This is a genomic window from Streptomyces canus (assembly GCF_001514145.1).
GTDB classification, from domain to species: domain Bacteria; phylum Actinomycetota; class Actinomycetes; order Streptomycetales; family Streptomycetaceae; genus Streptomyces; species Streptomyces canus.
Window position 1 is genome coordinate 250,803 of sequence record NZ_KQ948659.1, and the last position, 12,593, is coordinate 263,395.

General features: G+C 72.1%; 10 protein-coding genes. 6 read left to right on the top strand and 4 right to left on the bottom strand.

The features are described 5' to 3' along the window. Nucleotides 1–40: 40 nt before the first annotated feature. The 3 genes from AQJ46_RS14785 to AQJ46_RS14795 all read left to right on the top strand — a co-directional run bounded on the left by AQJ46_RS14785 (nt 41) and on the right by AQJ46_RS14795 (nt 2,722). Complete coding sequence (locus AQJ46_RS14785) at nt 41–610, top strand: SAV_6107 family HEPN domain-containing protein (RefSeq protein WP_057618527.1); 570 nt, start codon at nt 41–43, stop codon at nt 608–610. Nucleotides 611–1,278: 668 nt separating this feature from the next. Then, nucleotides 1,279–2,049, top strand: coding sequence for a methyltransferase (locus tag AQJ46_RS14790; protein ID WP_059206034.1), 771 nt, complete (start codon nt 1,279–1,281; stop codon nt 2,047–2,049). Nucleotides 2,050–2,326: 277 nt separating this feature from the next. After that, a complete protein-coding gene (locus AQJ46_RS14795; RefSeq protein WP_057618523.1) occupies nt 2,327–2,722 on the top strand; it encodes a DUF3040 domain-containing protein in 396 nt (131 codons plus the stop codon). Between the two features lie 147 nt (nt 2,723–2,869). Here AQJ46_RS14795 and AQJ46_RS14800 read toward each other — a convergent pair whose 3' ends face one another. The 4 genes from AQJ46_RS14800 to AQJ46_RS14815 form a co-directional block, all read right to left on the bottom strand. Beyond that, nucleotides 2,870–5,281 (bottom strand): transglutaminase TgpA family protein, encoded by a 2,412-nt coding sequence (locus AQJ46_RS14800; protein WP_059206035.1) that lies wholly within the window; start codon nt 5,279–5,281, stop codon nt 2,870–2,872. After that, entirely contained in the window at nt 5,281–6,648 is a 1,368-nt protein-coding gene (locus AQJ46_RS14805; protein ID WP_059206036.1) for a DUF58 domain-containing protein, read from the bottom strand. Before AQJ46_RS14805 ends, AQJ46_RS14800 begins: the two co-directional genes overlap by 1 nt. Beyond that, nucleotides 6,648–7,682 (bottom strand): AAA family ATPase, encoded by a 1,035-nt coding sequence (locus tag AQJ46_RS14810; protein ID WP_057618518.1) that lies wholly within the window; start codon nt 7,680–7,682, stop codon nt 6,648–6,650. The genes AQJ46_RS14805 and AQJ46_RS14810 overlap by 1 nt, the downstream gene beginning before the upstream one ends. Before the next feature lie 238 nt (nt 7,683–7,920). Then, a complete protein-coding gene (locus AQJ46_RS14815) occupies nt 7,921–8,526 on the bottom strand; it encodes a beta-class carbonic anhydrase (protein ID WP_079072271.1) in 606 nt (201 codons plus the stop codon). Nucleotides 8,527–8,898: 372 nt separating this feature from the next. Here AQJ46_RS14815 and rsmH point away from each other — a divergent pair, with 372 nt between their 5' ends. Genes rsmH through AQJ46_RS14830 form a run of 3 tightly spaced genes read left to right on the top strand, consistent with a single transcriptional unit; the run spans nt 8,899 to nt 12,440 of the window. Further along, nucleotides 8,899–9,855: a 16S rRNA (cytosine(1402)-N(4))-methyltransferase RsmH gene (rsmH, locus tag AQJ46_RS14820; RefSeq protein ID WP_079072272.1), complete on the top strand. Its 957-nt coding sequence runs from the start codon at nt 8,899–8,901 to the stop codon at nt 9,853–9,855. Between the two features lie 60 nt (nt 9,856–9,915). Beyond that, nucleotides 9,916–10,458 (top strand): hypothetical protein, encoded by a 543-nt coding sequence (locus AQJ46_RS14825; RefSeq protein ID WP_057618513.1) that lies wholly within the window; start codon nt 9,916–9,918, stop codon nt 10,456–10,458. Between the two features lie 5 nt (nt 10,459–10,463). Then, entirely contained in the window at nt 10,464–12,440 is a 1,977-nt protein-coding gene (locus tag AQJ46_RS14830) for a peptidoglycan D,D-transpeptidase FtsI family protein (RefSeq protein ID WP_079072274.1), read from the top strand. Nucleotides 12,441–12,593: the final 153 nt, after the last annotated feature.

Here is a 12,593-nt window from a genome sequence, read left to right on the forward strand (position 1 = left end):
TAGCGGGATGTGCCGGCAACCAGACGACAGGAGGTTCGTCATGGCCAGCTATCACGCAGCCGCCGCCCGTCGGCGCCGCGCCACCGGCCCTGCCCCCTCACTGACCGGCCCGGCGAGCGACGTACACCCCGTGCTGCGCCGGGCGACGGCTCCGCCCGCCGCCCTCGACCTGCTCGCCCAGGCCCGCGCAGGCCTCGACGAGGCCTCGGCGCTGGAGACGCCGAACGAGCGCTATGCGACGGCGCATCTCGCCGCCCTGCGCACCGCGGCCGCCGTGCTCGCCGCGCGGGGGCGTCCGGAGCCCACGCCCCGACGCCGCGCCAAGATCCGGAGCGCCTGGGAAGTGCTCCCGGAGATAGCGCCCGAGCTCACCGAGTGGAGCGCGCTGTTCGCCTCCGGGGCGCGGCGCCGCGCCCGGGCCGAGGCGGGCATCCAGGGCGCGGCCAGCCGCCGGGACGCGGACGACCTCATACGCGACGTGGCGATGTTCCTGCGCCTCGTCGAGCGGATGCTGGTACTCCAGCCGGTCCTGCCCCAACCACGCCAGGACGCGGACCAGCCCGAGGGGGGCGCCGGCGACACCGACCGCGACTTTCCGGATGCGGGCTGAGCACGGCGACGCGGGCACGCCGACTCGTCGGCGGCCAGGGGAAGTGTCTCGCGGCCGGCGGCAGGGAACGCGCCGTCTGTCTCGGGGGCGCGGCCTGGACGGACGCCCCGCGGGTGGGGCCCGGACCACGTGTCGCGGGGAGACCCACGAAGCAGCCCCACGCGGTGCCCCGGCATACCGCCTCTCGACCTGGGTGGCGCCGCGCCTCCGCGTCGACCCGCGCAAACGCGGAGCACCGCCCGTGGATCACCCCGCCGAGCCTCAGGTGCCGCCTTCCCGGCCCGGCCCGAGCCGCTGAGGCGCCGCGTCTGCCCACCTCGACCCGGCGCGGATCGCGGACACCGCCCGTGGACGGTTCCGCCGAGCCTCAGATGCCGCTTCCTCGACCCGGCCCGGAGCGAACCGCGCAGTGCCCTCCCGTTCTCCGCCGACCGCCCCGCCAAGCCTCTCCTCGTACCGCCCCGTGCCCCACCCCGGCCGCCCGCGGTTTCCCGCCGCCCCGCCCGGTGGGACGTGCCCCGGGCCGCGGCACCGCGATGGCTGGGCGCGGCGGCGGAGGCAATAGGGTGGGGAGCGCCTGAAGCCTCCCCGTCCACGCCCCCGGCCGGGAAGGCGCCCCGATCGCTCCGCCGTGCAACGGGCGGTGCCGCGCCGAGGAGTCAACTGCCGTGTCGGACCCGCTGCGACCCCGCGCCTCCCTCCGTACCGCCGTGGTCTGGGAGGTCCTCCAGGACGCACTCGACCGCCGGGTCAAGGCCACGGGACGCCAGGCGCTCGACGTCCTCGACACCGGAGGCGGCAGCGGCAACTTCGCCGTGCCCGTCGCCCGCCTCGGCCACCAGGTCACCGTCGTCGACCCCAGCCCGAACGCGCTGTTCGCCCTGGAGCGCCGCGCGGCCGAGGCCGGAGTCGCCGACCGGGTGCGAGGTGTCCAGGGCGACGCCCACGGCCTCTTCGACGTGGCCGAGCGCGGCGGCTACGACGTGGTGCTGTGCCATGGCGTCCTGGAGTACGTGGACGACCCGGCCGAGGGTGTGCGCAACGTCGTGGCCGCCCTGCGCCCCGAGGGCGTCCTCAGTCTGCTCGCCGCAGGCCTCGGCGGCGCCGTGCTCGCCCGGGCCCTGGCCGGCCACTTCAAGGAGGCCAGGCAGGCGCTCGACGACCCGAACGGCCGCTGGGGCGACGGCGACCCCGTGCCGCGCCGCTTCACCGCCGAACAGCTCACCGCGCTCGTCGAGGGCGCGGGCCTCACCGTAGGCGCGGTGCACGGCGTGCGGGTCTTCGCCGACCTCGTCCCCGGCGTGCTCGTGGACACCGAGCCCGGCGCCCTGGACGCCCTGCTGAAGCTGGAGGAGGCGGCGGCCGAGCTCCCCGCCTTCCACTCCGTGGCCACACAGCTCCATGTGCTCGGCGAGACCCGTGAGGCCGCCGAGGCCTGAGCCGCCCCCTGTGCCGGAGTGCTGATCAGGTACTTGATGGCACATGGAGTACGCCACAGGCCCCCCGATCGCGCGTGCGGCGCCGTATGATCGAGGGAGACCGCCCGGCATGACGGGACGGCCGCTGGGGAATGACAAGATTCAGCAGCCGGAGCGTTCATGGCGGAATCCGGTTGGCCAATTGGCGCAGAGGGGCGGGTTTCACGGGGGCGATTCCCTGCCTATCCTGAAGGGACCCCCCGAGTCGCCCCGGCGACTGCACGATGAGGAGGACTCCGTGCCGCTCTCGGAGCACGAGCAGCGCATGCTCGAGCAGATGGAGCGAGCGCTGTACGCCGAAGATCCCAAGTTCGCGTCGGCGCTCGAGGGAAGCGGGCTGCGTACGTACACCCGGCGGCGGGTCTACCAGGCAGTTGCCGGCTTCCTCGTAGGTATCGCGCTCCTCATGGCCGGTATGGTCGCCAAGCAGGTGTGGCTCAGCGTGGTGGGCTTCCTCGTCATGCTGGGTTGCGCGGTACTCGCCGTGACCGGCTGGCGCAAGGCCCCCAAGCCGGGCGAGCAGCCTGCCGCGGGCGCCCCGCATGCCCGTCGCCAGGGACGTCAGAAGCGCTCGATGATGGATCGGATCGAGCAGCGCTGGCAGCGGCGACGAGACGAGCAGGGCGGCCAGTAGCCGGCCCGCCGAGCCGCTCCCACAGACGTTCTGAGGGGGTGAGCACCCAGCCGGGTGCTCACCCCCTCACGTATGTCCGCAACACGGTGGCCCGGGCCTTCCATAGGCCCGGGCCACCGTCGTTCCGCCGTCTGCGTGCGGCGCGTTTCAGCCTTGCTGACCGAACGGCTTGCGCAGCGTCGGCCGGATCGCCGCCGCACGTGCCCTGACCCCGGCCCACCACTCCGACGCCGCCCACACCACCCGTGCGGTGGAACGTGGGGCGATCAGCGCACGCGCCCGCGTGGCGCGCCCGACCGAGCCGCGCAGTCCGCCGATCACCCGGTAGACGTCCTGGGCGAGTCCGGCCGTCGGCCGGGGGCGCGGGGCGTAGAGCACCTGCTCCACGGCGTCCGCCACTCGGTGCACCGAGGCCGCGGCCGTCGGATCGAGATGCCCGAGCCGTACGATCCGTGCCGCCGCCTTGCGCGGCGTCTGCGAGTCGTCCGGCAGGATCCCGAAGTCCCACGCCGTGTCGGTCAGCTCCTGCCAGGCCGCCAGGGCGTACGCGGCGGCATCCGCGTCGCTGCGGCCGTGCCCGCCCAGGCGTACCGAGCGGGTGCGCAGCCGCCCCAGCATCGGCGCCAAGGGGATCGACAGCACGACCAGTCCCACGAACACCCAGAACAGCAGCTTCAGGTACCACCACTGGCCCTGTACGGCCCACCAGGGGCCGCCACCGTCCCCGGCCGCCACGGCCGCGGGCGACGCGCTGTCGCACGCCTCCAGCTTGCGCAGCTGGGCCGAACAGCTCTCGCTCGCCGAGGGAGAGGCCGACGGCGCCGTGGAGGAACCCGCGGACGGCCGCGCCACGTCCGGGGGCAGGTTGCTCGTGGCGTCCGGGACGGTGTACGAGGGCACCGTGCCCCGGGTCGGGGTGGGCTCGAAGCGGGTCCAGCCGACCCCCTCGAAGTACAGCTCGGGCCAGGCGTGGGCGTCCTTGAGCCCCACCGAGATCGAGCCGTCCGCCTGCGGGGTGCCGGGCGCGAAGCCCACCGCGACCCGGGCCGGAATACCCAGGGAGCGGGCCATCGCCGCCATGGCGAAGGAGAAGTGCACGCAGAAGCCCTGCTTGTCCCGCAGGAAATTGGCGATCGCGTTCGGCCCGTCGCCGACCTCCACCTTGGTGTCGTACTCGAAGCCGCCGGTCACCGCGAAGTAGTCCTGGAGGGCGACCGCCTCCTCATAGCGGTTCTTGGCGCCCGCGGTCACCTCGCGGGCGGTCTTGGCCACCACCGACGGCACCGAGTCGGGCATCTTGGTGTAGTCGCGCTCGATGGCCGCGGGCGCGGTCGGCGCCGACGCGAGCTGCTCGGCTGTCGGCTGCACGTCCAGGCTCTTCACCTGGTACGTCAGCCCGCGCGTGTTCTGTCCGTGGTCGCCGACGAGCGCCATCCCCTCGGGCTCGTAGCGCCAGCTGCCCTTGATCTTCACGCCGCTCGGCGGGTACGGCATCGGCAGGTAGTCCTGCGCGTACCAGTTCGCCGCCTCGATGTTCGTCTCCACCTCCGTGCGTTTGACGTCGCCGCCGAGGCCGACCGGGGTGGGGAAGTCGTCCGGTACGGCCTTGATGGGCCGCTTGGACGGCTTCCAGGTCCGGCCGTCGAATTCGTCCAGGGAGACGATCCGCAGGTACAGGTTGGAGACGTCGGTGCCGCTCCCGGTCCGCACGGACAGGACCTGGCGGTCCTCGTCCACGTTCAGGCTGTCGCGCAGGGTGAGCAGCGGGTTCACGGCGGAGATCGTGCCGCCGTTGCCGTTTCCGGAGCCCACGCCCGCCCCGGTGGCGTCCAGGAGGCCGCCGTTCATCGAGGGCAGGGCGGCCGACACCACGAGGGCGATGCCGAGGCTCGCCACGCCGATCCGCCGGCCGGTGCGCACCGGCGCCACCGGCCCGGAGTCGGCGCCCGGGCCGCGCGCGGCCCCGCCGAAGACGCGGCCCCACTGCGAGAGCCGCTCGCGCCCCTCGGCCAGAAGGAGCAGCAGATAGCCGGCCGCCGCGACCAGGAACCAGAACCAGCCGCCGTGGCCTTCGGACAGTCCCGCGGCGACGGAGTACAGCGCGAGCAGCGGCAGGCCCGCCGGGGCCGCGCTCCGGAAGGTCACCGCGAGGGTGTCCACCACGAGCCCGATGATCAGGACACCGCCGAAGACCATCAGCTTGATGCCCTCCGACGCCAGCGGCGCCGGGATCGCGTAGCGCGCTATGTCGTCGCCGCCCTGCTGGAGCAGGTCTCCGAAGTGCACGAAGGCGCCCGGGCCGGGGATCAGCCCGAAGAGGGCCTGGTCCCGGGCGAAGATCAGGGTCAGCATGACCAGCGTGACGAGGGTCTGGGCCGCCACCGTCAGAGGACGGGCCAGCGGTATCCGCCGGGTCACCGCGCCCACGACCGTCTGCACCCCGAGCAGGAAGGCGGCCTGCACGATCCATGTGACCGGCTCGACCAGCGGGAGCAGGGCGCACGCGGCCATCAGCGTGGCCGCCCACGCGCACAGCGCCAGTCGTCCCCGCCCGCTCATCACGGTCCCTCCCCGACGCCGGCCACGCCAACGCCCGTGCGCTCGCGGTCCGCGAGGCGCCACAGCTCCTCCAGCGAGGCGGCCCGCGGCACACGCAGTGCCGTCCAGCCCGCCTCGCGCAGCATTCGCAGCCGCTCCTCGCGCTCCTGCGACGCCCCGGGCATGTCGGTCGGTTCCCGCACCCAGCTCTCGCTGTCGAGCACGAACGCGAGCGCACCCCCGCTGCGCTGCCGCATCTTGGCGACCACCGCGGCCTGCTCCTCGTCGAGGTCGCCGAGGAAGGCCACCAGCAGTCCTTCGTTCCCCCTGCGCAGCACGTCGTACGCGCGCGACAGGCCGGTGTCGTCGGAGTGGTCGATCACCGCGAGCGTGTCCATCATCAGCCCGGCTGCGTCCGCCGTTCCCTGGCTGGCGCCCGCGAAGCCGTCGGCGCCCTCGCCGGGCACGGAGTTGCCGGTGTCCGTCAACAGCCGTACGGAAAAGCCGCGTTCGAGCATGTGGACCAGGACGGAGGCGGCGCCCGAGACGGCCCACTCGAAGGCCGAGTCAGGGCCCGCGCCCGCGTAGGCGAGGCCCCGGGTGTCCAGGAGCACCGTGCAGCGAGCGCGCTGGGGCTGTTCCTCGCGGCGCACCATCAGCTCGCCGTACCGGGCGGTGGAACGCCAGTGCACCCGGCGCAGGTCGTCGCCGTAGCGGTAGCCGCGCGGGATGGCGTCGTCCTCGCCGGCCAGGGCGAGCGAGCGCTGCCGTCCGTCGCCGTACCCCTTCGCCTCGCCGTTCAGCCGCACCGGCGGCAGCGCCTCCACGCGCGGGATCACGGTCAGAGTGTCGTACGTCGAGAAGGAGCGGGTCAGTTCGCACATGCCGAACGGGTCGGTCAGGCGCAGCTGGAGCGGGCCGAGCGGGTAGCGGCCCCGCAGGTCGGAGCGGACCCGGTAGGACACCTCGCGGCGGCCGCCCGGTTCGACGCGGTCGAGCACGAAGCGGGGGCGCGGGCCGAGGACGTAGGGGACCCGGTCCTGGAGCATCAGCAGGCCGGTGGGCAGCCGCGAGACGTTGTCCATCCGCAGATGGACGCGGGCCTCGCTGCCGGCGGGCACGCGCGCGGGGGAGAGCCTTCGGCTGCCCGCCACCCGGTAGCGGGTGCGGTAGAGCACGGTGGCGCAGACCAGGGGCAGCACGGCCAGCATCAGGCCGACCCGCAGCAGGTCGCTCTGGCCGAGGACGTAGGCGCAGACGGCCGCGGCGATGCCGGCGGCGAAGAAGGAGCGGCCCCGGGTGGTCAGACCCGCCAGCGCGGTACGCACCCCGCCCTTGTCGCCCCGGTCGGCCTCGGGGCCGTCGGCCGAGGGCACCCCGGTGGACATCACAGGCTCCGCGGCGGCTGCTGCGGATACGCGGGTGCGGTGCGGCCGATCCCGAGACCGCCCTGCTGGGGCGCGGCGGGAACCGGGGTGCGCTGGAGGATCTCCTGCACGACCTGCTCCGCGGTGCGCCGGTTCAGCTGCGCCTGTGCGGTGGGCAGCAGACGGTGGGCGAGGACGGCCACGGCGAGCGCCTGGATGTCGTCCGGCAGCGCGAACTCCCGGCCGCTGAGGGCGGCGGAGGCCTTGGCGGCGCGCAGCAGGTGCAGCGTCGCGCGCGGGGACGCGCCGAGTCTGAGGTCGGGGTGGGTGCGCGTGGCGGAGACCAGGTCCACCGCGTACCGCCGGACCGTTTCGGCGACGTGGACGCCGCGGACGGCCTCGACCAGTTTCACGATGTCGTGGGCGTGCGCCACCGGCTGGAGGTCGTCCAGCGGGTTCACCCCGCCGTGGATGTCGAGCATCTGCAGCTCGGCGTCCGCGCTGGGGTAGCCGATGGAGACCCGGGCCATGAAACGGTCGCGCTGGGCCTCCGGCAGCGGATACGTGCCCTCCATCTCGACCGGGTTCTGCGTGGCCACCACCATGAAGGGGCTCGGCAGCTCGTAGGTCTGCCCGTCGATGGTGACCTGGCGCTCCTCCATCGACTCCAGAAGCGCCGACTGGGTCTTCGGCGAGGCGCGGTTGATCTCGTCGCCGATCACGATCTGCGCGAAGATCGCACCCGGTTTGAACTCGAAGTCCCGGCGCTGCTGGTCCCAGATGGACACACCCGTGATGTCCGAGGGCAGCAGGTCGGGCGTGAACTGGATGCGGCGCACCGAGCAGTCGATGGACCGCGCCAGCGCCTTGGCCAGCATGGTCTTGCCGACGCCGGGGACGTCTTCTATCAGAAGATGTCCCTCGGCGAGCAGCACGGTCAGCGAAAGCCGAACGACCTCGGGCTTCCCCTCGATCACGCCCTCCACCGAACTGCGTACCCGCTCCACGACGGCGGTCAGATCAGTGAGGCTCGCTCGATCGTCATAGGTGGTCACCCGGCCCTCCTCGGCCCGTACTTTCCGGGCCGACGCTCTGTGATGCGTAACCGGCCCACCCCGAATCACGGACACCACGCGTGAAAAGTTCCGCGTGACGCCACACCCGCATTCTTGCTGCCGTTACCGATTCGTGTCACTCGACTGTGGACAACTGGCTGCACTATGTCGGGTCTTACGGCGTTTTGGGCACCCTGAGGGCCGAAATCAACAGCGAAACGACAGCTGAAGCAGCCGGTTACGCGGGGTCGATCTCCCGCAGCAGACCCGTCTTCACGTCGAAAACGAACCCCCGCACGTCGTCGGTGTGCACCAGGAACGGCGAGGTGCGCACCCGCTGCATGGACTGCCGTACGTCCTGGTCGACGTCCCGGAAGGCCTCCACCGCCCACGCGGGACGCTGGCCCACCTCCATCTCCAGCTCGGTGCGGAAGTCCTCGGTGATCGCCTCCAGGCCGCAGCCGGTGTGGTGGATCAGGACGATGCTGCGGGTGCCGAGCTTGTGCTGGCTGATGGTGAGGGAGCGGATCACGTCGTCGGTGACCACGCCGCCCGCGTTGCGGATGGTGTGGCAGTCGCCGAGCTCCAGGCCGAGCGCGGCGTGCAGGTCGAGTCGGGCGTCCATGCAGGCCACGACGGCAACGTGCAGGACCGGCCGGGCGTCCATACCGGGGTCGGTGAACGCGGCGGCGTATCGCTCGTTGGCCTCGACCAGGCGATCGGTCACACGGCCGCCGGGGGATATGGCGCCTTCGGTGGGAACGGATGCGGAAGTCGTCATAACCATGACGGTACTGGTCACCGCCGTTCCGGTCCTGCCGTGAGAAGGGAAAAAGAGCGTCATCACGCGCTCGGTGTGAGGTACCCCACAAGGTCTCGGGGGCATCCGAACGGGTGTTTTCCGCCCTTTCATGGCATCGAGTCCGCACCCGGGCGCGACGCGCAGGCCGGTTGATTGACCGCGAGAGGCCGTGGACTAAAGTGACGCGAAGCGGGAGGCGAGGCCTCCCTGCTGGACTTTCCCCGGAGACCCCGGCGATTTTCCGGAGATCTCCCCACGTGCGCGGCGCGTACGTACGGCTCGGCCTCCTCCCGCTCCCGGTCGGCTGACGCTTCCGGCGCCGGCAGGCCTCCCCTTTCACCGGGTGTCCCGGCGAAGGGGAGGGAGGGCGGGGACCCGGCGGTGCGTACCCCGCGCCGGACCTGAGAGGGCCCCTTGAGTCAGAGTCGACACGTCCCGGTGATGCTCCAGCGGTGCCTGGACCTGTTGGCCCCGGCCCTCGAGCGGCCCGGAGCGGTGGTCGTCGACTGCACACTCGGCCTCGGCGGCCACAGCGAGGCACTGCTCCAGCGGTTCCCCGAGGCCCGGCTCGTCGCCCTCGACCGCGACAAGGAGGCCCTGCGCCTGTCCGGCGAGCGGCTCGCGCCCTTCGGTGAGCGTGCCACCCTCGTCCACGCGGTCTACGACGAGCTCCCCGACGTCCTCGACAGGCTCGGCATCGCGCGCGTGCAGGGTGTTCTCTTCGACCTCGGTGTCTCCTCCATGCAACTCGACGAGGCCGACCGGGGCTTCGCCTACGCCCAGGACGCCCCTCTCGACATGCGCATGGACCAGACGACCGGCATGAGCGCCGCCGAGGTCCTCAACACCTATCCGCCGGGTGAACTCGTCCGGATCCTCAGGGCGTACGGCGAGGAGAAGCAGGCCAAGCGGATCGTGTCCGCGATCGTGCGCGAGCGGGAGAAGGAGCCCTTCTCCCACAGCGCCCGGCTCGTCGAGCTGATCAGGGACTCCCTGCCGCAGGCCGCCAAGCGCACCGGCGGCAACCCGGCCAAGCGCACCTTCCAGGCCCTGCGGATCGAGGTCAACGGCGAACTCTCCGTCCTGGAGCGGGCGATCCCGGCCGCGGTGAAGTCGCTGGCCGTGGGCGGCCGGATCGCCGTGCTGTCGTACCACTCGCTGGAGGACCGGCTGGTCAAGCAGGTCTTCGCGGCCGGCGCCGCCACCACCGCCCCGCCCGGACTGCCCGTCGTTCCCGAGCAGTACCAGCCCCGGCTCAAGCTGCTCACGCGCGGTGCCGAACTTCCCACCGAGGAAGAGATCGCCGAGAACCGGCGGGCCGCACCGGCCCGATGCAGGGGCGCCGAGCGAATCAGGGAGTCCATCGAGTGAAGTGCGTGAGGCGCGTGAGCCGCGTAAGTGAGTGGGGAAACCGGACTCACTGGAGGGTGAGTGAGTAGGAAACCCGAACTGAGGGGGAGGGCGGCCCGTCTCGCGCGCCTGTTCCCCGGCCCGACGGGCTCCGGACAGGCGGCCCGCACCCCTTTCGTGCTCCTCGTGGTCCTTCTCCTCGGCGGCGGCCTCATCGGGCTGCTGGTGCTGAACTCCGCGCTCAGTGAGGGGTCGTTCAAGCTCACCGACCTCCAGAAGGAGACGAAGAGCCTCACCGACGAGCAACAAGGTCTCCAACGGGACATCGACGCCTACTCCGCGCCCGAGGCCCTGGTGCGCCGCGCCCGTGAACTCGGCATGGTGCCCGGCGGAGACCCGGCCTTCCTCGACCCCGACGGCACCGTCAAGGGCGTCCCGTCCCCCGCCTCCGACGCCGAACAGGCCTCCTTTCAGATGCCGCTCGTCCTCGCCCCCGAGGTGATCGACAGCGCGACCGTCCCGACGCCGACGGCCGGCTCCACCCCGACGGAGACCGTCGTACCAGCGCCCGAGGCCGTGCCCTCGGTCGTCCCGCCCCCCACGACCCCGACCCCCGGCAGGTGACGGAAGTGTCCGACGATTTCGGCAGGCAACCGCCGCGCCGCCGCGTGCCCGGACCCGCGCGCCCCGCGCGCTCCGCCCGCCCCGTCGGCCGACCGCGCCCGGGCCCCGGAGCCCGCCCGGCCCGCCGCCCTGCGGCGCCCCGTCCTGCGGCCCCCAAGACCATCCGCCTGGGCAGTCCGCGCCCCCGGCTGCGCCTGGTCGGCCTCGCGCTGACCCTGGTGCTGGCCGCCTTCGTCGTACGACTGCTCCAGGTGCAGGCCGTCGACGCGAGCACGTACGCCGCCAAGGCCGAGCAGAACCGCTACGTCGGCTACACGCTGGCCGCCGAGCGCGGCGGGATCACCGACCGCGACGGGGTGGCCCTCGCGACCAGCGAGGACGCGTACGACATCACGGCCGACCCCACGCTGTTCACCCGCGCGGAGCTGAAGATCGACGACGGCCCCGAGCAGGCCGCCGCGCTGCTCGCCCCGATCCTGGGGCAGGACCAGGAGACGATCGTCAAGAAGCTGCGGCCCAAGGACAGGAAACTCCGCTACGCCCTGCTCGCCAACCGCCAGACCCCGCAGGTCTGGAAGCAGATCAAGGACCTGAAGTCCGCGCTCGCCACCAAGAGCGGGACCGACCCGGGCACGGCCAACGTCCTCGCGGGCGTCCTGTCCGTGCCGACCACCAAGCGCGTGTACCCGAACGGCGACCTCGCCGCCGGGATACTGGGCTGGGTCAACGCCGACGGCAAGGGCGGCGGCGGTGTCGAGCAGCAGCTGAACTCCCTGCTGGCCGGCAAGGACGGCAAGATCCGCTACGCCCAGTCCGGTGGCCGTCAGGTGCCCACCGTGGGCTCCACCGAGACCCCCGCGGTGCCCGGCAGCGACGTCGAGCTCACCATCGACCGTGACATCCAGTGGGCCGCCCAGCAGGCCATCACCGAGCAGGTGAAGGAGTCCAAGGCGGACCGCGGGTACGTGATAGTGCAGGACACGCAGACCGGCCAGGTTCTCGCCATGGCCAACTCGCCCGGCTTCGACCCGAACGACCTGTCCAAGGCGAGCTCGGTGAACATGGGCAACGCGGCCCTCCAGGACGCCTACGAGCCCGGTTCCACCGCCAAGGTCATGTCCATGGCCGCCGTACTGGAACAGGGGGTCGCCACCCCGCTCACACATGTGATCGTGCCCAACCGGCTGCACCGCGGTGACCGGCTCTTCAAGGACGACATCGACCACGAGACCTGGTACCTCACGCTCAACGGCGTGCTCGCCAAGTCCAGCAACATCGGCACCATCCTGGCGACCGGCCAACTCGGCAAGACCCAGGCGCAGGCCAACCAGGTCCTCTACTCCTACCTGCACAAATTCGGCCTCGGCCGCTACTCCGGGCTCGACTTCCCCGGCGAGACCCCGGGCATCCTCGCCAAGCCCGCGGACTGGTCGACCTCGCAGCAGTACACGATTCCTTTCGGCCAGGGTGTGTCCCTCAACGCGATGCAGGCCGCGTCCGTCTATTCGACGATCGCCAACGGCGGTGTCCGCGTCGAACCCACCCTCGTGCGCGGCACGAAGGGACCCGACGGACGCTTCACACCCGCCGCGAAGCCCAAGGAAACAAGGGTCGTCAGCGCCAAGACGGCCAAGACGCTGGCCCGGATGCTGGAGTCGGTCGTGGACGACGAGGAGGGCACCGGCACCAAGGCGCGCATCCCCGGCTACCGGGTGGCGGGCAAGACGGGCACGGCCAACCGCGTGGATCCGGCCACCGGCAAGTACAAGGGTTACACCTCGTCGTTCGCCGGCTTCGCGCCCGCCGACAAGCCCCGGATCACCGTCTACTGCGCCATCCAGAACGCCACCAGCGGCAGTTACTTCGGCGGCCAGATCTGCGGACCCGTCTACAAGCAGGTCATGGAGTTCGCCCTGAAGACCCTGCAGGTCCCGCCCACAGGGGCGAAGGCCCCGAAACTGCCCGTCACCTACACACCCTGATCAGCACCACCTCAGCACCTCATCAGCGCTCGGAAAGGCCACCAGGAACCACCTCGTGACGACGATCACCTCCGATTCCGGGAACCAGGGCGCCCCCCGCCCCTCACTTCGCTCCAAGGCGGGTGTGCCCGGTACGCTCACCGCCGTGCCAGA